Origin of the sequence: Duganella sp. Dugasp56, assembly GCF_047304105.1 — a bacterium.
Lineage (GTDB): Bacteria > Pseudomonadota > Gammaproteobacteria > Burkholderiales > Burkholderiaceae_D > Rugamonas > Rugamonas hordei.
This window is the reverse complement of record NZ_JBGLYQ010000028.1, coordinates 17419-40394: the sequence shown is the minus strand read 5'-3', so window position 1 is coordinate 40394 and position 22976 is coordinate 17419. Positions and strand designations below refer to the sequence as shown.

The window sequence follows — 22976 nt, the reverse complement described above, 5'->3', positions numbered from 1 at the left end:
CCGGAAGATCCAGGAGACGATTTCAGTCCAATAAGAAAGCACAGAGACCACATGAAAACCCAGAATCCGTTCTTGTTATCCGCAGTCACGGCTGCAGTCCTCACCCTCGTCAACCAGGCCGCCGCGCAAGCCCAGACCGCCGCACCGGCTGCCGAGCAGGCCACCTCCAAGGAAGTCACCGCCGAAGTCCAGCAGGTCGTCGTCACCGGCGTGGCCTCGGCGCGCGGCGTGCGCAAGGTCGATTCGGCCTTCTCGATCACCACCGCGACCGAAGAGCAACTCAAGCAAGCCTCGCCAAGCAGCACCGCCGACATCATGAAAATCGTGCCGGGCGTGTATGCGGAATCGACCGGCGGCCAGTCCGGCGCCAACATCGAAGTGCGCGGCTTCCCGTCCGGCAGCGATTCGCCGTTCGTCTCGGTGCAGCTGATGGGCAACCCGATCTACCCGCCGCCGACGCTGTCGTTCTTCGAAGGCTCGTCCGCCTTCCGCCTGGACGACACGGTCGAACGCGTTGAAGTGCTGCGCGGCGGCCCGTCCACCATCTGGTCCAACGCCCAGCCCGGCGCGACGATGAACTTCATCCTCAAGGAAGGCACGGACACGCCGGAAGGCTCGGTACGCTTCACCACCGGCACCGGCAGCCTGCGCCGCGTCGACATGTTCTACGGCGGCAAGATCAGCGACGGCTGGTACGGCTCGGTCGGCGGCTTCTACCGCAAGACCGACGGCGTGCGCGACGCCGGCTTCCCTGCCGACGACGGCCACCAGATCACCGCCACCCTGACCCGCAACCTGGACCAGGGCAAGCTGACCCTGTACGCCCGCAGCACCGACGACAAGAACGCCTTCTACACCGGCGTGCCGCTGATCTCCAGCAACGGCGGCCACACGATCAGCGAGTTCCCCGGCTTCAATCCGCTGACCGGCACCCTGATGAGCGGCGAAATGCGCAACTTCACCATCGAAGCGGCGCCCGGCAAGACGCTGACCAAGGACCTGGCGGACGGCCGCGGCCTGAAAGCCACCGTCTTCGGCGCCGATTTCGACCAGAAGATCGGCGACTGGAGCGTATCGAACAAGTTCAACCGCTTCGACGGCGACCTGAACACCAACGCCATGTTCACCGGTAACAACCCGCTGTCGATGAACGATTACCTGAAGGCCGCCATCGCCTCGGCCAACGGCAACGCGGCGACGGTCGCGGCGGCCGGCGGCAAGCTGGCCACGGCCGGCACCGCCACCTACGTCCACGGAGGCGCGGTCGACGGCAACCAGCAAGTGGTGCAGGCCGGCCTGTGGTCGGTCGAGAAGCAACTGAAGTCGTTCACCGACGAACTGCGCGTCAGCAAGGAAATCGGCAAGGACAACACCGTCACCGTGGGCGGCTACTTCGCCGACTACTCGTCGCATGACGTCTGGTACCTGGGCAACAGCCACCTGATGACGGCCGTGCCGCAAGCCAGCCTGATCAACGTGACGCTGAACAACGGCGTGGTCGTGTCGAAAAACGGTACCGACGGCAATGTGTTCTACGCGCCGGTCGCCTCGTACGACGGCCGCAACACCGCCGCCTTCGTTTCCGACGAGTGGAAAGTCAACGACCGCATCAAGGTCGACTTCGGCGTGCGCCACGAACAGCAAAAGATCAGCGGCACGATCTCCAACCTGACCTCGGCCGACACCGACAACAATCCGCTGACCGTCTACAACAACGGCACCTCGATGCCGGACGGTTCGAACACCTACCTGAGCCGCACCGACAGCGCCAACTCGTTCACCATCGGCGGCAACTACAAGCTGGCCAAGGATACGGCCGTGTTCGTGCGCGCCAACCGCGGCCACACCTTCATCTCGTTCGACGACCTGCGCGGCGCCGGCAACCAGAAGACCGCCAACGACAGCAGCATCCTGCCGACGCCCAAGGTCAGCCAGTTCGAGATCGGCTTCAAGACGGCAACGCAGCTGTACAGCGCCTACATCAACGCCTTCCACACGGAATTCGACGGTATCGCGTTCACGCAGATCCTTGCCGACGGCCGCGAGCTGCACTCGATCAGCGGTTCGAAGGGCAACGGCCTGGAATTTGAAGTGGCGGTGCGTCCCATCGAAAACCTGCAACTGGCGTTGACCGGCGATTACCAGAAATCGGAATACCGCGACAATCCTGACACCGCCGGCAAAACCGTGCAGCGCCAGCCTAAGCTGCAGTTCCGCTTCACGCCGACCTACCGCATCCCGTTCGGCGACGGCAACTCGGCCAAGATCTACGGCACCTACACCTCGATCGGCGAGCGCTGGGCCGACCAGGCCAACCAGCAATACCTGCCGTCCTACCGCACCATCGATGCCGGCGTGCTGTTCTCGCTGGGCGAGAAGATCGAAGTGCGCCTCAGCGGCACCAACCTCAACAACGAACTGGGCCTGACGGAAGGCAACTCGCGCCTGACCACCGGCGGCTCCGGTCCGATCAACGCACGTCCGCTGTTTGGCCGTACCTGGGAAGCGTCCGTGCTGTACCGCTTCTAACCTGTTCCGTCCCTCCTCACAGGCAAGGCGCAGTCAGCCTTGCCTTTTTTGTTTTTCTGGCCTAATCTGCAAGTGATCGTGCTCATCACGATTCTGCCTTACCATGCCCAGAATATTGTCGAGGGGAAATTTCGTGGCTACCGTAACGTCCGTCAGTGCGCTGCAAGCGTCGATTGCACAGGCCGAAAGGCAAGTGCAACAGGACCAGTCACGGGTAAGCCAGGATGCCAGCCGGCTGGAGCAAAGCCGCCAGCAGCTGACCAAGGATAAGGAGACGCTGAGCGATACCCAGCGCCAGAGCGATCAGGCGTCCGCGCCGCCGGTGCAGGCGGCGCCAGCCATTAATTTGAGCAATGCAATTGAAAAGCCGTCGCGCGCCGAGCAAACCCTGCCGGCCGACCTGACGCCGCCCAAGCCGCAGATCAACGCGCAGGGCGAGACCATCGGCAAGCTGATCAACGTCGTCGCCTGATCCGCCGTCATACCCGCGAAAGCGGGTATCCATAGAACTCCTGCATGGGCGCTCAGCATGGATTCCCGCTTGCGCGGGAACGACGTTGGTTCTTTACAGTGGCTGAGCAACCATTGCGGCTTCCAGCTCTTTCACCCGCTCCCACCACTTGCCGTCCGCCATAGGCAGGCGGATATCCATGGCCTGGCCGATTGCCGGCGTGGCCAGCGGCAGGCGGCGCTCGCCGGCCAGCTCGGCGATGCGGTCGAACGGATCGTGCCACGCGTGCAGCGACAAGTCGAAGGTGCCGTTATGAATCGGCAGCAGCACCTTGCCGCGCAAGTCGATATGCGCCTGCAGCGATTCCTCCGGCTGCATGTGCACGTCCGGCCACTGCGGATCGTAGGCGCCGGTTTCCACCATGGTCAGGTCGAACGGCCCGTGCTTGCGGCCGATTTCCTTGAATCCGTCGAAATAGCCGCTATCGCCGCTGAAAAACACTTTGACGTCGCGGTCCTCGATGACAAACGACGCCCACAAGGTCTTGTTGCGGTCGCCCAGGCCACGGCCGGAGAAGTGCTGCGCCGGCGTCGCCACCAGCTTGATGCCGGCCACGTGGGTGCTCTGCCACCAGCTCAGCTGCTGCACCTTGGCCGCCGGGACGCCCCAGGAAATCAAGCGCTCGCCCACGCCCAGCGGCGTGATGAAATGCTCGGTCTTGACGGCCAGCTTCATCACCGCCGCGTAGTCCAGGTGGTCGTAATGATCGTGCGACAGGATGATGCCCTTGATCGGCGGCAGTTCCTCGATGCTGATCGGCGGCTGGTGGAAACGCTGCGGCCCGGCCCACTGCACCGGCGACGCGCGCTCGGAAAACACCGGGTCGGTCAGCCAGAAATGGCCGTTGAGTTTGAGCAGCACCGTCGAGTGGCCGAGGCGGAACAGGCTGCGATCCGGAGCATCCAATAACTGCTGCTGCGTGATCGCATGAACGGGAATGGCCTGGCGGGGCACGGTGTCTTTAGGCTTGTCGAAAGCAAAGCGGAGCATGATGCCCAGCGCCTTGAAGAAGCCCATCTTGTGCATCTTCACCGGATTGCGGAACTTGCCGTCGCGGCTGCGCGGCGCGCTGGGCACGGACAGGCCATCGAGGCTGTTGACGGCGGATTCGGCGATAACGGATTGATAAGTCATGATGAACGACTCCAGAGAGTTAGAATGTACACTACACAGTGTAGTTCTTATTTTTTCAAAAGTAAACCAGTCGGTGTAAAATAAAAGCCATGAACACACCACTCAAACTGACCGACCGCAAGCGCCAGGCCATCGTCGAAGCGGCGATAGCCGAGTTCCGCAGCAGCGGTTTCGAATCGACCAGCATGGACAAGATCGCCGCGACCGCCGGCGTGTCCAAGCGCACCGTGTACAACCACTTCCCCAGTAAAGACGAACTGTTCGCGCAGATATTGCATGAGTTGTGGAATAGTTCCGCGTCGCAGGCGGAGCAGCCCTACGATCCGGCCGTGCCGCTGCGCGAGCAACTGATCGGCCTGCTGTCGAAAAAAATGGCGATGTTGCAGGACAGCTATTTCCTCGACCTGGCGCGGGTGGCGATCGCCGAGGCGATCCATTCACCCGAGCGGGCGCAGGAGATGGTGTCGCGGATGACCCGCAGGGAAGAGGAAGCGGCCGTCTGGCTGCGCGCGGCCCAGGCCGACGGCAAGCTGCTCAAGGCCGATCCGGCGCTGACCTCGCAAATGCTGCCGGGCCTGCTGAAGACCTTCGCCTTCTGGCCGCAGGTGACGCTGAACCAGCCGCCGCTGGACCCGGCCATGCAGAAAAAAGTGGTCGAGATGAGCGCCGATATGTTCCTGGCTTACGCTTCCTAAGCGAAGCTGACCGAATAAATCGGCGGCAAGGTGGTGGACACGGTCTGCCACTGGCCGCCGCCGTCCTCCGACAGCCAGGCGCCGCCGGTGGTCGATCCCATCAGCAAGATCTGGCCGTCGTCGCTGACCGCCAGGCCATGGCGGTAGACCAGATCGTAGCAATAGTGCTGCGGCAGGCCGCCGCGCCAGGCGGTGAAAGTCTTGCCGCCGTCAGTGGTGCGGGTGACCGCCAGCGCCGCATGGGAGGCGAAGCGCTTGCTGTCCGCCTCGGCCGGCACGAACCACGCCGTCTCGCCGTCCTTCGGATGCACGGCCGTGACGAAACCGAAGTTCGACAGGGGCTTGCTATGCACCTCGGTCCAGTTGGCGCCGTTGTCCACGCTGCGCCAGATGCCGTTGTGATGCTGGCACCACAGCTTGTCCGGCTCCGACGGGCAGCGCACGATGCGGTGCGGATCCTGCACCGCCTGGTTCTCCGCCAGTTCCGGCGGCATGTAGCTGGCGACCATGCCCTTGGCCCGCATCGACCAGCTGGCGCCGCCGTCCGTGGTCAGCCAGGCGCCGCCGCAGGACACGCCGACCAGCACCGAATTGCTGTCGCGCGGATCGACGCAAATGCTGTGGATGCCCGGCACGTCATAGCCGCCGCCCATCCACTGCGCGCGCTCCGGCACGTTCCACAAGCCCTCCACCAGATGCCAGGACTCGCCCCGGTCGTTCGAGCGGAACAGGCCGCCCGGCAGGGTGCCGGCCCACAACACGCCCGGCTGGTCCGGCCCGCCGGCCGCCAGCGACCAGATCTGCTTCATCGTCCATTCGACGGGGTCGGCGCTGTCGATCGGCTTGACGGGGAACGCCGGCACCGCCACCTCCACCCAGTCGTTGCTACCGGCGTCGCGCCGGTGCAGCTTGGCGCCGAAGTGGCCCAGGTTCAGCGCCGCGTACAAGCTGCCGTCGCGCCGGTCCGGCAGCACCATCGACACCGGATCGCCAAGGAAATGTTGCTGGTCGATATGCCACGCCTCGTGCGTGCGGTAGATCTCGAACAATCCCTTGCGTGTGCCGATATAGGCGCGGTCGGACATGTCAGCCTCCTGAAAGAGCTTGCAGAATATAGACTTTGGAATGGGGCGCGAGTTCGTCGTCGAGCAGCTTGCGCTCGCGGGTGCGCTGGCCGTCGATGAAGATGACGACGTTCTCGCGCAGATGGCCCTGCTCGTCGAGCACGTAGCCGCGCAGCCGGGGATGATCGGCAAACGCCAGGTCGAGCGCGCCCCGCAGATCGGCCGCGTCGGTTTCCACCTGCGGCACGGTCATGAAGCGACCCAACTGCTGTGTAAATATCAATTGCGCCATGCCGCAGATTCTAACGCGGAATCGCTGCCATTTCGTTAAAATGAAATCGCATCAACTACCGGAGCGCCGCATGACGATCACACCGCAAGAGCTGGAATTGCTGATGGAAGAAGTGGAGAAAGAGGATCCGATCGACTTCGCCGACCTGCCGTTCGACGAACACGACCTGCGCGGCCTGATCTCCAACCATCTGTGCGAGATGGCGGAGGCGATGGAAAACTTCAGCGAAGAGGACAAGCACCTGACCTTGCTGGCCGTGGCGGCCAAGCTGGTGCTGGAAAACATGGTGCTCAACATCCAGCTGATGCGGCGCCACGGCGTGCCGCTCAACGAATCGACCGAGGCCCTGCTGAGCCGCCTGCGCAAGGGCGAAGGCGGCTCGGAAGGTTAAGGCGCCGGCGGGAAATCCAGCGGCGTCGCGTTGACGCGGTTGAGCAGATTGGTGAAGGTGATGGCGGCCACCGCCAGCAGCGTGTCGACGATCTGCGCATCGCTGTAGCCGGCCTCCTTCACCGCGATCACCACCGGCGCCGGCACGTCGCCGCTGGTGCGCACGATGGTGTGCACAAAGGCCGCCAGCGCATCCAACTTGGCGTCGCCGCCGGGCGTGCCATGGCGCGCCGCCTGGATGGCGCCGGCGCTCAGGCCCGCCTTGCCGCCCATCAGCGTATGCGCGGCAAGGCAATAATCACATTGCGCATCCTGGCTGACGGCCAGTTTGACGACTTCCACTTCTTTGGCCGACAGGCTGCCTTTGCGCAGCGCGCCATCCAGGTTCAATGCCGCTTCCAGTGCGACCGGGCTGTTGCTGCCGGCCGTGGCGTAGGCGTTCGGCACCTTGCCGATCGCTCCCTTGATGGCGGTGAACAGTTGGGCGGCGTGGCCGGTGGCTTCCGAAACAGGCTGGGTGAACAAGCGGGACATGATGTTTCCTTTCAAAGTGAGTTGGTATGGGAAGCAGTGTAGGCCCGTTGAGAGAGATTATTAATGCTCAATCCGCGCTACAATTTGCTCATTCGTCTCAATCAATCTGAATATGGATACGCTCAGCCATTTGCTCACGCTGTACCCGGTGCGTACCGCGCTGGACGTCCGCTGCCACTTTGGCGCGCCCTGGGTGCTGGATCAGCCGGCGTCGCCGGACGGTGTCGCGCCCTACCACCTGATCGCGCGCGGTTCGGCGCTGGTCGATGGCACCGACGGACTCGAACTGCAGGCCGGCGACATCATCGTCTTCCCGCACGGGGGCGCGCACCGGCTGTACATCGGCGACCCGGCGCAAGCCTCGTCGGCGCACAAGGAAGCCGGTCTGCTGCGATTTGAAAGCAACGACGGCGACGGCCCGGCCACCGACATCCTGTGCGGCGAGTTCCGCTTCGACCCGGACGGCGGCGGCCTGCTGGCCGCGCTGCCGGCCATGCTGGTGGTGCGCACGGCGGACCAGCCGGACGCGCAAGCGCTGCGCCACCTGATCGGCATCCTGCAAGCGGAAGCGGAAACGCCGCGCGCCGGCTCGGCGGCGGTACTGCGGCAGTTGTCCTCGGCCTTGTTCGCACTGCTGATACGCGCCTGGCTGGAGCAGGCGCTGGCGGTGCCCGGACTGTTTGCCGTGATGGCCGAGCGGCGGCTGCAGGCGGCGCTGAACGGCATGCTGTCCACGCCGGAGAAAGCCTGGTCGCTGGAGCAGTTGGCGGCGGTGTGCCACATGTCGCGCGCGACGTTCGCCCGCCTGTTCAAGCAGGCCGCCGGCGCCACGCCGGCCGACGTGCTGGCGCAGCTGCGCATGGCGCAGGCGGCGCGCCTGCTGGACGCCGGCAGGCAAGCCGGCGATGTCGCGGAATCAGTCGGCTACCAGTCCGAAGCCGCGTTCAACCGCGCCTTCAAACGTCAGTACGGAGTGGGGCCTGGCGCCTGGCGGCGGCGGGCGCCTCAATGACCAGGTCCGATACGGCGATGGCGACGCAAGGCAGGATGTAGCCTTCGCGCTTTTCGTCGGCGCTCAGACCCGGCCATTCGATCTTGTAGCGCACCGTGCCGCTGGTCTTCAGGCAGATGCAGGTGCGGCAGGTGCCGTTGCGGCAGGAGCTGGGCAGCGTGATGCCGGCCCGCTCGGCGGATTCCAGCACCGTCGCCGGCGCCGCCGTTTCAAACGTCCAACCTTGCCCGTGCAGGGTCACGCTCGCCGTGTCGGTCTCGCTCATGCCAGTGCCGCGCCATGTGGTGAAACCAGCATGATAACCGCAGTTGCCCCCTCCCCGGCAGCATCAGGCCATCAGCTTGAGCCTGGGCTTGGCGATGCGCGCGGCAGGCGGCGGCGCTGCGGGCCGCAGCGGCATCGCCGAACCATGCCGGTCCGCCAGTCCGCCCTGCAGCTTGAACACCGCCATCGCCTGCGACACGCACAGCGTCTGCTGCGCCAGATTGCCCGCCGCCGCAGCCGCCTCCTCCACCAGCGCCGCGTTCTGCTGCGTGATGTTGTCGATCTGGATCACCGCCTGGTTGACCTGGCCGATGCCGGTGCTCTGCTCGCGCGTCGAATTGGAAATATCTTCCATCACCTGCGACACGCGGCCCACGGCGGCGATCAGTTCGGTCATGATGACGCCGGCGCGGTCGGTCAGCACCTCGCCCGCCTTGACCCTCTCGATCGACACGTCGATCAAGGCCTTGATTTCCTTGGCAGCCGTGGCCGAACGCTGCGCCAGGTTGCGCACCTCGCTGGCCACCACGGCAAAGCCGCGTCCCTGCTCGCCGGCCCGCGCCGCCTCCACCGCGGCGTTCAGTGCGAGGATATTGGTCTGGAACGCGATGCCGTCGATCAGGCCGATGATGTCGAGGATCTTGTTCGACGAGGTGCTGATATCGCCCATCGTCGACACCACCTGCGACACGATGCTGCCGCCCTGCGCCGCCACCGTCGCGGCGCGCTCGGCCAGCCCGTTGGCGCTGGCGACATTGCTGGCACTCTGCTGGACGGTCGAAGTGAGTTGCTCCATGCTGGCGGCAGTCTGCTGCAGGCTGGAGGCCTGGGATTCCGTGCGGCCCGACAAATCCATATTGCCGTTGGCGATTTCGCCGGTGGCCGTGGAAATCTCGGCGAAATTGGCGCGCACGTCGCCGATGATGCTGTGCAGGTTGATATTTGTCTGCCGCAACGCCGCCAGCAACTGGCCGACCGCATCATCGCGCCGCACCTCGATCGACGCCGTCAGGTCGCCGCCGGCCATCACGCGCGCGGCGCGGGTGGCCTGTTCGAGCGGCATGGCAACATGCACATAGAGATTGCGGCCAAACCACGCCATGCCCAGCATGGCACACAGCGCCAGCGCACCCAGCCAGCCGCGCGCGGCGTCGATGCCGGCGCCCTCCATGCCCAGCAGCGCGGCGGCCAGCAAGGCCAGTACGCCGCCCGTCAGCGCGGTGGCGGCGGCGACCTGGCGCGCCAGCGACATCCGCAGCAGATCGCGCACGCGCGCGGCCAGGCCGGTCGACACGACGCGCCCGTTCACAATGCGCAGGCGCTTGGGATTGCCGGACTTGAACTGCCGGTACAGCGCGTCCGCCTGGCGCACCTGCTCGCGGCTCGGCTTGGTCCGCACCGACAGATAACCGACCGGCTTGCCGCGCTCGATCACCGGCGTGACGTTCGCCAGCACCCAGTAAAAGTCGCCGTTCTTGCAGCGGTTCTTCACCAGCCCCGTCCACGGCGCGCCGCTCTTGATCGTGCTCCACAGATCGGCGAACGCCTCGACCGGCATGTCGGGATGCCGCACGATGTTTTGCGGCGCCCCCATCAGCTCGGCTTCGGTGAACCCGCTGACTTCAATGAAATAGGGATTGGCGTAATTGATATTGCCCTGCAAATCGGTGCTGGAAACGATGGTCTTGCCGTCTTGCATGACGTATTCATTTTGCGTGATTGGACTGTTGGTGCGCATGACCATTCCTTTTATATTTGTTCATATGAAAGGGCGAGCCGGGGTTTGGGGAGCGCCACCGGCGGCAGTGGCCGGCGATTCCAGAATAGACGGGTTCTCCGAGCAAAACTCTCACAAACTGTCACACGCAGGCATTAGCAGCAGCTTAGTTGCTGCTTTTTGATCCAGATCAAATTTCTTGTGCGGCATCGCAACGGAATCTAATCGGGCTTGAAATTTTGCCCCAACGACATCGGCTTGTTCAGCAAGATCGTCTGAGGATTGCGGCAGATGATAACCAGCACCACGATCGTCGCGACGTAAGGCAGCATCGACAGGAATTCCGCAGGAACGTCCAGTCCCATGCCCTGCCCGTGGAACTGCAGCACCGTCACGCCGCCGAACAGGTAGGCGCCCACCATCACGCCGCGCGGCTTCCACGTCGCGAACACCACCTGCGCCAAGGCGATCCAGCCGCGCCCTGCCGTCATGCCCTCAACCCACATCGGCGTCAGCGCCAGCGACAGATAGGCGCCGCCCAGACCTGCCATCGCGCCGCCGAACAACACCGTGCCGTAGCGCAGGCCGATCACCGGATAGCCGATCGCGTGCGCGCTACGCGGCGACTCGCCGACCGCGCGTATCACCAGCCCCAGATGCGTGCGCGCCAGTATCCAGCCGACCAGCACCACCAGCGCCACCGAGCCGTACACCATCGCATCGAAGCGGAACAGCAGCGGTCCGACAAACGGCATATCCGACAGCAGCGGAAAATGCAGGTGCGGCATCGGCTCCACCGTCTGCCCCACCAGCCCGCGTCCGATGAAGGCCGACACGCCGATGCCGAACAAGGTCAGCGCCAGCCCGGTGGCCACCTGGTTGGTCTGCAGGGTCAGCACCAGGAAGCCGAAGATCAGCGACATCAGCATGCCCGCCGCAATCGCCGCCAGGAGTCCCAGCCACATCTGCCCCGTGCCCAGCGTGACGCCGAAGCCCACCACGGCGCCGACCAGCATCATGCCCTCCATGCCCAGATTGAGCACGCCGGAGCGCTCGGTCACCAGCTCGCCCATCGAGGCGACCACCAGCGGCGTGGCGGCACCCGCCGTGCTGGCGAGGAAGGCGATCATCAATTCGGTGGTCATCATGCTGGCTCTCCTGCGGCAACGGGCAAGCGGCGCTTGCGCGGCTTGAAGCGGTAATGGATAAACAGGTCGGCGGCCAGCAGGTAAAACAGCAGCAGCCCCTGGAACATGCCGGTGATCGCGGACGGCACCTGCAGTTCGATCTGCGCCGTCTCGCCGCCGATGTACAGCAGCGACATCAGCAACGCCGACAGCACCACGCCCAGCGGATGCAAGCGCCCGACGTAGGCGACGATGATGGCCGCGAAGCCGTAGCCGGCCGACACCGACGGCTGCATCTGCCCCAGCGGCCCCGCCACCTCGCCCACCCCCGCGATGCCGGCCAGCGCGCCGCTGACCATGAACGCCAGCCACACATTGCGCGGCTCGCTGAAGCCGGCGTACAGCGCGGCGGCCGGCGCCATGCCGCTGACCTGCATGCGGTAGCCGGCAAAGGTGTGCTTGCAGAAGAACCAGGCCGCGCCCGCCGCGATCAGCGACAGGATGAACGCCGCGTTGAGCCGCAAGCCTTCGATCAGCAACGGCAAGGTGGCCGACTCGCTGAACATCTTCGACTGCGGGAAGTTGAAGCCGGCCGGATCGCGCATCGGACCGTGCACCAGATAGCTGAGCAGGTGATACGCCACATACACCAGCATCAGGCTGACCAGGATTTCGCTGGTGTTGAAGCGCGTGCGCAGCAACGCCGGTATCGCCGCCCACAACATGCCGCCCAGCGCACCGGCGACCAGCATCAGCGGCAGCACCCACCATGCCTGCACCTCGTCGAAATACAGCGCGACCGCGCCGGCGGCGATCGCGCCGACGGTCAGCTGGCCGTCGGCGCCGATGTTGTTGACGTTGGCGCGGAAGCCTATCGCCAGGCCGACGCCGCACAGTATCAGCGGCGTCGCCTTCAGCAGCAGCTCGCCGATGCCGTACAGCGTGGTCCAAGGCTTGATGAAGTAGACAAAGAACGCATGCAGCGGCTCCTGCCCCAGGAAGAAGAACAGCACGGAGCCGGTCAGCAGCATGGCCGCCGCCGCGATCAGCGGCGAGGCCAGCATCATGCGGCGCGATGGTTCGGGACGTCGTTCAAGCCGCGACATGTTCCGCTCCCTGATAGTTGAAATCGCCGCTCATCCAAACGCCGATCTGGTTGATGCCGGTGCTCGCCGCAGGCACCGCCCGCGACAGGCGCCCGTCCGCCAGCACGGCGATGCGGTCGCTCATCATGAACAGTTCGTCCAGCTCCTCCGACAGCACCAGCACCGCGACGCCCTGGTCGCGCATGTCGATGATGGCCTGCCGTATCAGCATGGCGGCGCCGATGTCCACGCCCCATGTGGGCTGGGCGAACACCATCACCTTGGGCGCCAGCGCGATCTCCCGGCCGACGATGAACTTCTGCAAATTGCCGCCGGAGAGCGACGCCGCCGCCGATTCCTCGCCGCCGCATTTGACGTTGAAGCGTGCTATCACCTTGCGCGCGAACTCGCGCACAGCGCCGCGCTGTATCAGGCCGCGCTTGACCATGCCGGTGTTGGCGGCGGGCAGATAGCCAGTCAGCAGCGCGTTATCGGCCAGCGACAGGTCCGGCGCGGCGCCGCGTCCAAGACGCTCTTCCGGAACGAAGCCCAGCCCCAACTGGCGGCGCTGCGCCGCGTCCAGCACGCCGACGTCCTGTGTGCCGAGGCGGATGGCGCCCTGACCGTGCATCAGTGGACGCTCGCCGGAGATCGCCTTCAGCAGCTCCTGCTGGCCGTTGCCGGAGATGCCGGCGATGCCGACGATCTCCCCGCTGCGCAGCTCCAGGCCGATGTCCTTCAGCCGCGTGCCGAACGGATCCTCGCTGGCCACATTCAGCTTGTCGATGGCGAGCATCACCTGTCCCGGCTCGCGCGGCTTGTGCACGCACACCGGCAGCTCGCGGCCTATCATCAGTTCCGCCAGCGACTTCGCACTTTCCTCCTTCGGGTTGGCGGTGCCGGACACGCGCCCAGCCCGCAGCACGGTCGCCTTGTCGCACAAGGACTGGATTTCATCGAGCTTGTGGCTGATATACAGGATGCTGACGCCCTCGGACGCCAGCCGCCGCAGCGATTCGAACAGCTTGAGCACCGCATCGGGCGTCAGCACCGACGTCGGTTCATCCATGATCAGCAAGCGAGGCGACTGCAGCAGGCAGCGCACGATCTCCACCCGCTGCCGCTCGCCGACCGACATGCTGTGCACCAGCCGCTGCGGATCGAGCGGCAGGCCGTATTGTTCGGAGACGGCGCGGATGCGCGGCGCCAGTTCGGCCGGTGTCACCTTGTCGTCCAGCGCCAACGCGATGTTCTCGGCCACCGTCAGCGTCTCGAACACCGCGAAGTGCTGGAACACCATGCCGATGCCCAGCTTGCGCGCATCGTGCGGCGAGTGGATGTTCACCTGCCGCCCTTCCCACATGATCTGGCCCTCGTCCGGCCTGGTGACGCCGTAGATGATCTTCATCAGCGTGCTTTTGCCGGCGCCGTTTTCGCCCAGCACAGCGTGGATCTCGCCCGGCATGACGGTCAGATCGACTTCGGCGTTCGCCACCACCGACGGATAAATCTTGGAGATGCCCAGCATCCGCAGGCGCGGCTCGTTCATCGGCGTTTTCCTTCATCGTATACAAATTGAATACCAAACCAGACGCAATTTGCATGCCATCGCAATGCGCCGGGAACGCTCTGTTTTGGGAAGACAAGTGCACTAAATATGCCACAGATGTTCACCAAAAACGTGCAAAGCGCTCAAAAATGAGGACAAAACAAAGTAGTTTCGTACACAATCATAGACAAGAATAGTTAGCACGGTTCCTGCTTTACGAGTATCAGCACTACTCTCACGGAGAATCGAACAATGCCATCACCAGGTCCAGCGCGCCCACAAGGCAAGCGCAAAACCACCAGCAAGGCCGCACCCGCGGCCAAGCCCGCGATTGCGCGCGCCGTTGCATCAACCGTTGCGCCAGGCGCCGCCATCAAACGCGGCACCACCGCCGTCGACATGCGCATCTACCGCGCCGTGGTCAACGCCGTCATGAGCCATCGCCTGCCGCCCGGCACCCACTTGGGCGAGGCCGATTTCTGCGAGCTGTATCAAGTCAGCCGCACCACCGTGCGCAAGGCGCTGCAACGGCTGGCGCACGATCACATCATCGAGCTGCGGCCCAATCGCGGCGCCGTCATCGCCTCGCCGACGCCGGAAGAAGCGCGTGAAATCTTCGCCGCGCGGCGCGCCATCGAAAGGGAGATCGTGCCGCTGGTGATACGCAACGCCACCCCGGAATCGCTGCGGCAGATCCGCGCCGCGCTGCAGGCCGAGGACGACGCGCGCCGCACCGGCGACCGCGCCGGCTGGATACGGCTGGGCGGCGAGTTCCACATCCTGCTGGCGGAACTGGCGGGCAACCGCGTGCTGCAGCGCTTCATGGCGGAACTGGTGTCGCGCTGCTCGCTGATCATCGCGCTGTACGAAACGCCCGGCGCCCCCATGTGCGAGAACGACGAGCACCAGGACCTGGCCACGCTGATCGAAAAAGGCAAGGTGGCCGAGGCCACGCACCTGATCGAGCACCACCTGCTGGAAATCGAAGCGCGCCTGCGTCTGGGCGTAGTGGACAAGAAAGTCAGCCTGGCGGAAGCGCTGTCGGGGTTTTAAGGTGGCCCGCAATTTGCTAGAGAAGTTGAATGAGATTGAATTCAATCATCAAACAAGATTGGATACAAAAGAAGTCCTTACATAACCAACCTGACTGGAGTTCACATGCCTCATCTCATCGCCCGCGGTATCTCGCTCACGCTGCTCGCCGGTTGCGCATGTCTCGCACAAGCAGCCGACTGGAGCGACACCTCGCTCAGCTACCGCTACGGCACCAAGTTCGCCGAGCCGTTCAACAACAACGACATCACCAAGAACATCGTCAACTTCAGCAGCGTATCGGGCTACAAGTACGGCAAGAACTTCTTCAGCGTCGACCTGCTGATGTCGTCCGAGCTCGATCCATCGGCGGCCGGCTCGAACAGCGGCGCGCACGAGGCGTATGCGCTCTACCGCCACACGCTGGACCTGGGCAAAGTCACCGGCGGCAACTGGGCGTTCGGCCCGGCGCGCGGCGTCGGCATCACCGGCGGCTTCGATTACAACAGCAAGACCGACGCCGGCTACAACTCGAAGAAACGCATGCTGGTGCTGGGCCCCACGCTGATGCTGGACGTACCGGGCTTCCTGGACGTCAGCCTGCTGGCCCTGTGGGAGTCGAACGCGCCATACAACACCTTCACCAACCAGGCCACGCCGCGCTATTCGTACAAGACCCACGCGATGCTGACCGGCGCCTGGGGCATCCCGTTCAACATCGGCATTCCGCTGTCGTTTGAAGGCTACGCCAACTTCATCACCGCCAAGGGCAAGAACGAATTCGGCGGCGGCACCTCGCCGGAAACCAACATCGACATGCAGATCATGTACGACATGAGCGGCGCGGTCGGCGCGGCAAAGAACACCTTCAAGGTCGGCGTCGAATACCAGTACTGGAAAAACAAGTTCGGCAACCCCGACAAGAACAACCCCGGCGCCACCGCGAAAACCCCGATGGTGCGCGCGGAGTACCACTTTTAAACCGCTTCCAAATCTCACTTCCAAGGAAACCGTATGATGAATCGTCGCAAAGTATTGGCCCTGGCCGCGCTGGCCGCCGCAACCATCGGCATGTCCGCTTCCGCTTTCGCCGCGGATCCGCTGAAGATCGGCTTCGTCTACGTCGGCCCGGTCGGCGACGCCGGCTGGACCTACGCCCACGACCAGGCCCGCCTGGCGATGGAGAAGGAACTCGGCGCCAAAGTCAAGACCACCTACGTGGAAAACGTGCCGGAAGGCGCGGACGCCGAACGCGTGATCCGCAAGCTGGTCGCAGAAGGCAACAAACTGATTTTCACCACCTCGTTCGGCTACATGAACCCGACCGAGAAAGTCGCCAAGACCACGCCGGGCGTGGTGTTCCTGCACGCCACCGGCTTCAAGACCGGCAAGAACCTCGGCACCTACGAATCGCGCTTGTACGAAGGCGCCTATCTGAACGGCGTCATCGCCGGCAAGATGACCAAGTCGAACACGCTGGGCTTCATCGCCTCCTTCCCGGTGCCTGAAGTGATCCGCAACATCAACGCGTACACGCTGGGCGCGCAGAGCGTCAATCCGGCCATCAAGACCAAGGTGATCTGGGTGAGCTCGTGGTACGACCCGGCGAAAGAGCGCCAGGCGGCGGAAACCCTGGTGGCGCAAGGAGCCGACGTGATGGCGCAGAACACCGACTCGCCGGCCACGCTGCAAGTGGCGCAGGAAAAAGGCGTGTATGCATTCGGCTGGGATTCGGATATGTCCAAGTTCGCACCGAAGGCGCACCTGACGGCGGCCACCAACAACTGGGCCACCTACTACACCGAGACCGCCAAGGCCGTACTGGCCGGCACCTGGAAAACCGGCGAATACCGCGGCGGCATGAAGGAAGGCATGGTCAAGATGTCGGCGCTGAACGCCGTCGTGCCGGCCGCCGCCGCCAAGATCTTCGAAGAGAAGAAGGCCGCGCTCACCGCCGGCACCTTCAATCCGTTCACCGGTCCGATCAAGGATCAGTCGGGCACGGTCAAGTACGCCGCCGGCGTGCCGGTGCCGCTGAAGGAACTGCTGTCGATGAACTTCTACGTGCAAGGCGTGGAAGGCTCGATTCCAAAGTGAGCATTTAAGTGACCCCGGATCCGGTCCTGTTGAACGACTGGCACCCGGTCGCGATCTCGCAGCAGATCGCGTCCGGCGCGGTCGCGGCCACCGATCTGCTGGACACGCGCCTGGCCCTTTGGCGCGACAGCGCCGGTGTGCTGCACGCGTGGGAAGACCGCTGCCCCCATCGCGGCACGCGCCTGTCGATGGGCTCTTTGCGCAACGACACGCTACGCTGCGCCTACCACGGCTGGACCTTCGGCAGTGAAGGCCGCTGCAGGCATATCCCCGCCCTGCCCGCGCTGGGCGAGACCAACCTGAAGGCGCAAGTCGCCACCTTCAACGTGCGCGAACGCTACGGACTGGTATGGGTCTGCCTCGGCATGCCCGCCCGGCCGGAGCCGCCGCGCTTCCCCGAATTTGCCGACGCCGCTCTGCGCAAGGTCTGGTGCGGGCCGTACGACGTGCAAAGCAGCGGGCCGCGCATCGTCGAGAACTTCCTCGACATGGCGCACTTCGCCTTTGTCCACGAGGGCATCCTCGGCGCGCAGGAGCAGGCAGCCATCGCCGACTACACCGTCGAAAGCTTCGACGATGCCGACTACGGCAGCGGCGTCTGGGCCAAACAGTGCCGCGCATGGCAGCCGCAGGCCAGCAAGGCCGCCACCGGCGGCAGCAACATCGAGTACAGCTACCGCGTGGTGCGGCCGCTGACCGCAGTGCTGACCAAGCATCCGCCGGACAGCGTGCGCGAAGCGATCGCGCTGATGCTGCAGCCGCTGACCGAAACCACCACGCGCGTCTGGATCATCCTTTCGCTGAACGACTTCACCTCCAGCGACGACGACCTGCGCGCCTTCCAGGACACCATCTTCCTGCAGGACCAGCCGATACTGGAAAGCCAGAGCCCGGCCAAGCTGCCGCTGATCCCCGGCGCCGAAGTGTCGGTGGTATGCGACCGCATGTCGCTGGCCTACCGCGCCTACCTGAAGCAGCAGAACCTGCACTACGGAGTACTACGATGAGCGCACCGACACCGCAAGACCACGAATTCCTCACCCGCGTGCTGGCGCTGGCGCAGCGCTCGCGCGACGAAGGCCACCATCCGTTCGCCGCCATGGTGGTCGCCGCCGACGGCACCGTGATCTCGGAGGCGATGAACGCCTCCAGCAGCGACCGCACAGCGCACGCCGAGATGAACGCGCTGCGGCAGGCTTCCCAGCGCCACAGCCCCGAACAGCTGGCCACCGCCACGCTGTACGCCAACGCCGAGCCGTGCGCCATGTGCGCCGGCGGCACCTACTGGAGCGGCGTCGGTCGCGTGGTATATGCGATGTCGGAAGCGAGTCTGCTGGAACTGACCGGCAGCGATCCGGAAAACCCGACCTTGTCGCTGCCCTGTCGCGACGTGTTCGCGCGCGGCCAGCGCCCGACTGTAGTCATCGGCCCGATGCGGGAAGACGAGGCGCGCGTCGCGCACGCCGGATTCTGGCATAAATAGAGGCGCAAATAGCGGCACAAATAGCTGATGCATTCCATACCGTCGAGGATCATAATTGTGATCCGGCGTGACGGAGATCGACGTGGCAAATCGGACAAAATTGCGGGGCGTGGCTGCGCTGTATGCGCTGATGCTGGCGGCTTGCGGCGGAAGCGGAGGCGGCAACGGCGGCCCCGGCTCGGCGTCCGCCTTCCTGCATCTGGGTTCGTTCGGACCGCGCCGGCTGGTCAGCACCATCCCCAGCGCCAGCATCGCACCGGTGCAGCTGGTCGACAACCAGGAAACCCTGCTGGCGCAGGCCGACCTGGTGTTCGTGGACGCCATCGGCACCGGCTTCTCGCAGGCGGTCGCGCCCAGCGCCAACCAGGATTTCTGGGGCGTCGACAGCGACGCCGCCGCCTTCCGCGATTTTGTGCAGCGCTACATCGCCGTCAACAAGCGCGAAGCCTCGCCCAAATTCCTGCTCGGCGAATCGTACGGCGCGCCGCGCACCGCGGTGCTGGCCAACCTGCTGGAAATCGCCGGCGTCCAGCTGGCGGGCGTGGTGCTGCACTCTGCCATCATGGACTACAACAGCAACTGCGGCGTGCTCGATCCCGGCGCCATCAGCTGCGAGGGCTACATCCCGACCTACGCCGCCACCAGCGCCTATCACGGCCGCGCCATGCCAACGCCAACGCCGGCCGATTTCGGCGCCTTCGTCCAGCAGGCGCGCAGCTTCGCCGCCGGCGACTATCGCAGCGCCATCGCGGCTTATCTGGCGAACAAGGTTGCTCCGCCGGCCAGCGTGATCGCGCAACTGGTCAACGACACCGGCATGCCCACGCTGACCTGGCAGCAGAACTTCGACATGGGACCGGGCTACTACCAGGCCAACGCCGTCCCCGGCCAGCTGCTGGGCCGCTATGACGCCCGGGTCTCGGCGCCCGCCGGCAGCGCGCTGACGGTGGACGGCGATCCGTCGCTGACGGTGATCAACGCCGCCTTCACCAGCAGCATCGCCACCTACCTGGCCGGCGAGCTGCATTACAGCGCGCGCTCGGGCTACGTCAGCTTCAACGACATCGTCAACCGCTGGAACTTCAGCCACGACGGCAGGCAGCTGCCGGACACCCTGCCCGACCTGGCCGCCGCCATGGCGCTGAACCCGAAACTGAGGGTCATGGCCGTCAACGGCTATCACGACCTGGCCACGCCCTTCCACCAGACCGAGCTCGATTTGGCGCGCTTGGGCGCAAATCCGTTAATTGTGCTGAAATATTATGCAAGCGGCCATATGACGTATCTGGACGACACTGCACGCCGCTTGCAGCAAAGTGATTTGATTAATTTCGTTAATAGCGTCACAGTTGCACAATAAAGCCGCGCATCGGGCTAAAAGGCGATGCTGGGGAGACAACCATGAAACAGCTTTTCCAGTTGGCGATGTTGATCGCCGCCGCCGCGTACACCGGCGCGGGCGCGCGGGCGCAGGCACCGCAGCCCGAAACCGCGGCACCCACCGTGCTGTCGGCGCCCGTACATCCCGACCCGTATATTCCGCCCGGCATGCGCAAGCCGCCCCGCGACGGCGCGGCCGGCCCGGTGCTGCAGTTCCATGCGATGCAAAAGCTGAAGAGGCGCTTTGAAGAGGCCGACCTCAACGGCGACGGCTACCTGAGCCGCGACGAGGCGCACAAGGCCGGCCTCGGCTTTGTCGAAAAGAACTTCGACCATATCGACAGCGCCCAGCGCGGCAGCGTCAACTTTGAAGACTTGAAAGCCTTCATCATCCAGCGCCGCGAGGAAGCGCGCTCGCGCTGAACTTCACTCTCAAGCGGCCGGCGGGGCGTCGCGGCGCGGCAGCGTCAGCGTGAAGACCGAGCCCTCGCCGGGACTGCTGCGCAGGGTCAGGCTGCCCTCGTGCACCTCGGCCAGCTGGCGCGAAATGTACAAGCCCAATCCCAGTCCGGCCGGCGCCGACGTGCCGGCGCCGCGCTCGTACGGCTCAAAAATCGTTTGCTGGTGTTCCGGCGCCACGCCGGCGCCCTGGTCGCGCACATCCACCCGCACCTGGTCCTGCTCCACATGCAGGGTCACCGTCACCGGCTGCGCGGCGCCGTAGCGCAGCGCGTTGGTCAGCAGGTTGACGACGATCTGCTCGATGCGGAACTCGTCCCACCAGCCGCTGACCGGCGTGGCCGCGTCCAGCGTGATGCTGCTGCCGGCGATGCTGGCCTGCGGCGTCAGGTCCTGCACCAGCCGGCGCAGCAGGCCGGACAGCTCGACCCAGCCCGGCCGCAGCGACAGCTTGCCGCTGCGGATGCGCGACACGTCCAGCATGTCGTCGATCAGGCGGATGATGCTCTGGATCTGGCGGTCGTCGCGCGCCACCATGCGCTGCAACTGCTCGGCGCCGAAGGCCGCCATGTTGCCGCGCTCCAGCTGCATCTTGCGCAGCTGGGTTTCCAGGTACAGCGTGTTGAGCGGCGTGCGCATCTCGTGCGACACCATGGACATGAATTCGTCGCGCATCGCCAGCGCGCGCTGCAGCTGGGCCTGCGCGGCGTTCAACTCGGCCAGCGTGGCTTCCTGCTGATGGCGCGCCAGCTCCAGCGCCTCGACCTGGCGCCGCATCGCCTCGCGCTGCTCGTACAGCGCCACGAACACCTGCACCTTGCCGTTGACGGCGCGGGCATCGAGCGGCTTGTACAGCACGTCGACCGCGCCCGCCTCGTAGCTCTTGAACGAGTAGTTCAGCTCCTTGCCGGCGGCCGTGACGAACACGATGGGGATGTGCCGCGTCTTGTCGGTGCCGCGCATCAGCTCGGCCAGCTCGAAGCCGTCCATGCCCGGCATCTGCACGTCGAGGATGGCCATGGCGAAGTCGTGCTGCAGCAGCAGCGCCAGCGCCTCCTCGCCCGAGCCGGCCTGGTGGATCTCGCGGCCCTCGCCGCGGATGATCGCGTTCAGCGCCTGCAGGTTTTCCGGCAGATCGTCGACGATCAGCAATTTGGTCGGGTGCTCGGCTTGCATTAATCATTCTCCAGCATCAACAGCAGTGTATGTATGTCGTTCAGCGGCAGGATCAGGTCCGGCGCCCGCAAACGGATGGCTTCCCGCGGCATGGTCGCCACTTCCGCCTCGGCCGGATCCTGCACCACCGTCAGGCCGCCGGCGCGGCCGATGGCGGCCATGCCGGCGGCGCCGTCCTGGTTGGCCCCCGTCAGCAGGATGCCGGCCAGCGCCGGGCCGTAGGCGTCGGCCGCCGATTCCATCAGGTAATCAATCGCCGGCCGCGCGAAGTGCAGCGGAGCCTCGCAACTGAGTGAAAAACTGCGATCCGTCTCAACAGACAAATGGTAGCCGGAACCGCCAAAATACAGCGTTCCGGACGACACCGGCTCCTTGTCGGCAGCCTCCCGCACCGGCAGCGCCATGCGCTGCTGGAACACCTCGGCCAGGTGGCTTTGGCGGCCGTCCGGCATGTGCAGCAAGGCCACCACGGCACGGCCATAGCCCGTCGGCAAGCCAGGCAACAGGCGCAGCAGCGCACCGACGCCGCCGGCCGAGGCGCCGATCACCACCGCCTCGATGGCGCGTCCGGCCAGCGCGGCCTTGATGGATTCGGCGGCGGTCGGCGCCATGTCAGCGCTTCCGGAACAGCCGTTCGCGCTTCACCACCGGCTCGAAGTTCGGCGCATAGGCGGAGAAATCGATGCTTTCCTTGCTGCCCAGGCCGAGGAAGCCGCGATGGCACAGCGATTCGTAAAACAGGCCGAAAGCGCGCTCCTGCAACTTTTTCTTAAAGTAAATCATGACGTTGCGGCAGCTGATCAGATGGGTTTCCGCGAACACCGCGTCGGTGGCCAGGCTGTGGTCGGCGAAGGTGACGTTTTCGCACAGCGCGCCGTCAAACAGCGCGGCGTCGTAGGCCGCCGTGTAGTAGTCGGAAAAACTGCGGGTGCCGCCGGCGGCCTGATAGTTCTCCGTGTACTCGCGCACCGCGTCCAGCGGGAACACGCCCTTGCGCGCCTTGTCCAGCGACTGCGGATTGATGTCGGTGGCGTAGATCATGCTGCGTTCCAGCAAGCCCTCTTCCTTCAGCAGGATGGCCATCGAAAACACTTCCTCGCCGGTGCTGCAACCGGCGATCCAGATCTTCAGCGACGGATAGGTGCGCAGCACCGGCACCACGTGCTCGCGCAGCGCCGCGTAGTAGCTTGGGTCGCGGAACATCGACGTCACCGGTATCGTCAGGAATTGCAGCAGCTGGCTGAACGCGGCCGGCTCGTGCATGATGCGCGCCTGCAGCGCCGAGATGCTGGCGCAATCCATCTCGCGCAGGGCGTGCAGCACGCGGCGCTTTTGCGAGGCGCCGGTATAGTCGCGGAAGTCGTAGCTGTATTTCATGTAGATGGCTTCCATCAACACTTTGAGCTCGATGTCGGTGTCGCTATGTTGCATGGTAAGACCCTTGCA

24 protein-coding genes are annotated in these 22976 nt (G+C 64.9%); 12 read left to right on the top strand and 12 right to left on the bottom strand.

Annotated features, from left to right (window positions below; all coding sequences use genetic code 11):
* The first annotated feature begins 51 nt into the window (after positions 1-51).
* Positions 52-2529 carry a TonB-dependent receptor gene (locus tag ACCD07_RS19765; RefSeq protein WP_413448329.1) on the top strand — a complete coding sequence of 826 codons (2478 nt, stop codon included), beginning with the start codon at positions 52-54 and terminating at the stop codon, positions 2527-2529.
* A 133-nt stretch (positions 2530-2662) separates the two neighbouring features.
* Positions 2663-3001 (top strand): hypothetical protein, encoded by a 339-nt coding sequence (locus ACCD07_RS19760; RefSeq protein WP_353403879.1) that lies wholly within the window; start codon positions 2663-2665, stop codon positions 2999-3001.
* A gap of 93 nt (positions 3002-3094) precedes the next feature.
* On the opposite strand, the gene ACCD07_RS19755 is transcribed toward ACCD07_RS19760, so the two are convergent.
* Complete coding sequence (locus tag ACCD07_RS19755) at positions 3095-4174, bottom strand: MBL fold metallo-hydrolase (protein WP_413448328.1); 1080 nt, start codon at positions 4172-4174, stop codon at positions 3095-3097.
* An 89-nt stretch (positions 4175-4263) separates the two neighbouring features.
* Here ACCD07_RS19755 and ACCD07_RS19750 point away from each other — a divergent pair, with 89 nt between their 5' ends.
* On the top strand, positions 4264-4869 hold the full coding sequence (locus ACCD07_RS19750; RefSeq protein ID WP_353403877.1) for a TetR/AcrR family transcriptional regulator: 606 nt from the start codon (positions 4264-4266) through the stop codon (positions 4867-4869).
* On the opposite strand, the gene ACCD07_RS19745 is transcribed toward ACCD07_RS19750, so the two are convergent.
* Both ACCD07_RS19745 and ACCD07_RS19740 read right to left on the bottom strand, forming a co-directional pair.
* A complete protein-coding gene (locus ACCD07_RS19745; RefSeq protein WP_413448327.1) occupies positions 4866-5954 on the bottom strand; it encodes a WD40/YVTN/BNR-like repeat-containing protein in 1089 nt (362 codons plus the stop codon). The two genes, ACCD07_RS19750 and ACCD07_RS19745, sit on opposite strands and share 4 nt — an antisense overlap.
* Position 5955: 1 nt before the next feature.
* A complete protein-coding gene (locus tag ACCD07_RS19740; RefSeq protein ID WP_176653024.1) occupies positions 5956-6225 on the bottom strand; it encodes a MoaD/ThiS family protein in 270 nt (89 codons plus the stop codon).
* Between the two features lie 70 nt (positions 6226-6295).
* On the opposite strand from ACCD07_RS19740, the gene ACCD07_RS19735 reads away from it, so the two are divergent.
* Positions 6296-6616 (top strand): hypothetical protein, encoded by a 321-nt coding sequence (locus ACCD07_RS19735; protein ID WP_176653025.1) that lies wholly within the window; start codon positions 6296-6298, stop codon positions 6614-6616.
* Here ACCD07_RS19735 and ACCD07_RS19730 read toward each other — a convergent pair.
* Positions 6613-7149: a carboxymuconolactone decarboxylase family protein gene (locus ACCD07_RS19730; RefSeq protein WP_176653026.1), complete on the bottom strand. Its 537-nt coding sequence runs from the start codon at positions 7147-7149 to the stop codon at positions 6613-6615. The two genes, ACCD07_RS19735 and ACCD07_RS19730, sit on opposite strands and share 4 nt — an antisense overlap.
* 112 nt (positions 7150-7261) lie before the next feature.
* Here ACCD07_RS19730 and ACCD07_RS19725 point away from each other — a divergent pair, with 112 nt between their 5' ends.
* Complete coding sequence (locus ACCD07_RS19725) at positions 7262-8161, top strand: AraC family transcriptional regulator (protein ID WP_353403874.1); 900 nt, start codon at positions 7262-7264, stop codon at positions 8159-8161.
* On the opposite strand, the gene ACCD07_RS19720 is transcribed toward ACCD07_RS19725, so the two are convergent.
* The 5 genes from ACCD07_RS19720 to ACCD07_RS19700 all read right to left on the bottom strand — a co-directional run bounded on the left by ACCD07_RS19720 (position 8106) and on the right by ACCD07_RS19700 (position 13903).
* On the bottom strand, positions 8106-8426 hold the full coding sequence (locus tag ACCD07_RS19720; RefSeq protein WP_176653028.1) for a 2Fe-2S iron-sulfur cluster-binding protein: 321 nt from the start codon (positions 8424-8426) through the stop codon (positions 8106-8108). The two genes, ACCD07_RS19725 and ACCD07_RS19720, sit on opposite strands and share 56 nt — an antisense overlap.
* 63 nt (positions 8427-8489) lie before the next feature.
* Positions 8490-10163: a methyl-accepting chemotaxis protein gene (locus ACCD07_RS19715; protein ID WP_413448326.1), complete on the bottom strand. Its 1674-nt coding sequence runs from the start codon at positions 10161-10163 to the stop codon at positions 8490-8492.
* 200 nt (positions 10164-10363) lie between these two features.
* Positions 10364-11290 carry an ABC transporter permease gene (locus tag ACCD07_RS19710; protein WP_413448325.1) on the bottom strand — a complete coding sequence of 309 codons (927 nt, stop codon included), beginning with the start codon at positions 11288-11290 and terminating at the stop codon, positions 10364-10366.
* Positions 11287-12375, bottom strand: coding sequence for an ABC transporter permease (locus tag ACCD07_RS19705; RefSeq protein WP_176653031.1), 1089 nt, complete (start codon positions 12373-12375; stop codon positions 11287-11289). The genes ACCD07_RS19710 and ACCD07_RS19705 overlap by 4 nt, the downstream gene beginning before the upstream one ends.
* On the bottom strand, positions 12362-13903 hold the full coding sequence (locus ACCD07_RS19700; protein WP_413448324.1) for an ABC transporter ATP-binding protein: 1542 nt from the start codon (positions 13901-13903) through the stop codon (positions 12362-12364). The genes ACCD07_RS19705 and ACCD07_RS19700 overlap by 14 nt, the downstream gene beginning before the upstream one ends.
* Positions 13904-14155: 252 nt before the next feature.
* On the opposite strand from ACCD07_RS19700, the gene ACCD07_RS19695 reads away from it, so the two are divergent.
* The 7 genes from ACCD07_RS19695 (at position 14156) to ACCD07_RS19665 (ending at position 20318) form a co-directional block, all read left to right on the top strand.
* The gene (locus ACCD07_RS19695) at positions 14156-14956 is read left to right on the top strand and encodes a GntR family transcriptional regulator (protein ID WP_413448323.1); all 801 of its coding nucleotides are present in this window, start codon (positions 14156-14158) and stop codon (positions 14954-14956) included.
* Positions 14957-15061: 105 nt separating this feature from the next.
* Positions 15062-15916, top strand: a complete 855-nt coding sequence (locus ACCD07_RS19690; RefSeq protein ID WP_176653033.1) for an outer envelope protein — start codon at positions 15062-15064, stop codon at positions 15914-15916.
* A gap of 33 nt (positions 15917-15949) precedes the next feature.
* Positions 15950-17032 carry a BMP family ABC transporter substrate-binding protein gene (locus ACCD07_RS19685; RefSeq protein ID WP_413448322.1) on the top strand — a complete coding sequence of 361 codons (1083 nt, stop codon included), beginning with the start codon at positions 15950-15952 and terminating at the stop codon, positions 17030-17032.
* Between the two features lie 29 nt (positions 17033-17061).
* The gene (locus ACCD07_RS19680; RefSeq protein ID WP_413448321.1) at positions 17062-18039 is read left to right on the top strand and encodes a Rieske 2Fe-2S domain-containing protein; all 978 of its coding nucleotides are present in this window, start codon (positions 17062-17064) and stop codon (positions 18037-18039) included.
* Positions 18036-18515 carry a nucleoside deaminase gene (locus ACCD07_RS19675; protein ID WP_413448320.1) on the top strand — a complete coding sequence of 160 codons (480 nt, stop codon included), beginning with the start codon at positions 18036-18038 and terminating at the stop codon, positions 18513-18515. Before ACCD07_RS19680 ends, ACCD07_RS19675 begins: the two co-directional genes overlap by 4 nt.
* A gap of 82 nt (positions 18516-18597) precedes the next feature.
* The gene (locus ACCD07_RS19670; RefSeq protein WP_413448319.1) at positions 18598-19875 is read left to right on the top strand and encodes a S10 family serine carboxypeptidase-like protein; all 1278 of its coding nucleotides are present in this window, start codon (positions 18598-18600) and stop codon (positions 19873-19875) included.
* Positions 19876-19916: 41 nt separating this feature from the next.
* On the top strand, positions 19917-20318 hold the full coding sequence (locus ACCD07_RS19665) for an EF-hand domain-containing protein (protein ID WP_413448318.1): 402 nt from the start codon (positions 19917-19919) through the stop codon (positions 20316-20318).
* 9 nt (positions 20319-20327) lie between these two features.
* On the opposite strand, the gene ACCD07_RS19660 is transcribed toward ACCD07_RS19665, so the two are convergent.
* Genes ACCD07_RS19660 through ACCD07_RS19650 form a run of 3 tightly spaced genes read right to left on the bottom strand, consistent with a single transcriptional unit; the run spans position 20328 to position 22961 of the window.
* On the bottom strand, positions 20328-21530 hold the full coding sequence (locus ACCD07_RS19660) for an ATP-binding protein (RefSeq protein ID WP_413448317.1): 1203 nt from the start codon (positions 21528-21530) through the stop codon (positions 20328-20330).
* On the bottom strand, positions 21530-22141 hold the full coding sequence (locus ACCD07_RS19655) for a chemotaxis protein CheB (RefSeq protein WP_413448316.1): 612 nt from the start codon (positions 22139-22141) through the stop codon (positions 21530-21532). Before ACCD07_RS19655 ends, ACCD07_RS19660 begins: the two co-directional genes overlap by 1 nt.
* A gap of 1 nt (position 22142) precedes the next feature.
* Complete coding sequence (locus tag ACCD07_RS19650) at positions 22143-22961, bottom strand: CheR family methyltransferase (protein WP_413448315.1); 819 nt, start codon at positions 22959-22961, stop codon at positions 22143-22145.
* Between the last annotated feature and the right edge of the window lie 15 nt (positions 22962-22976).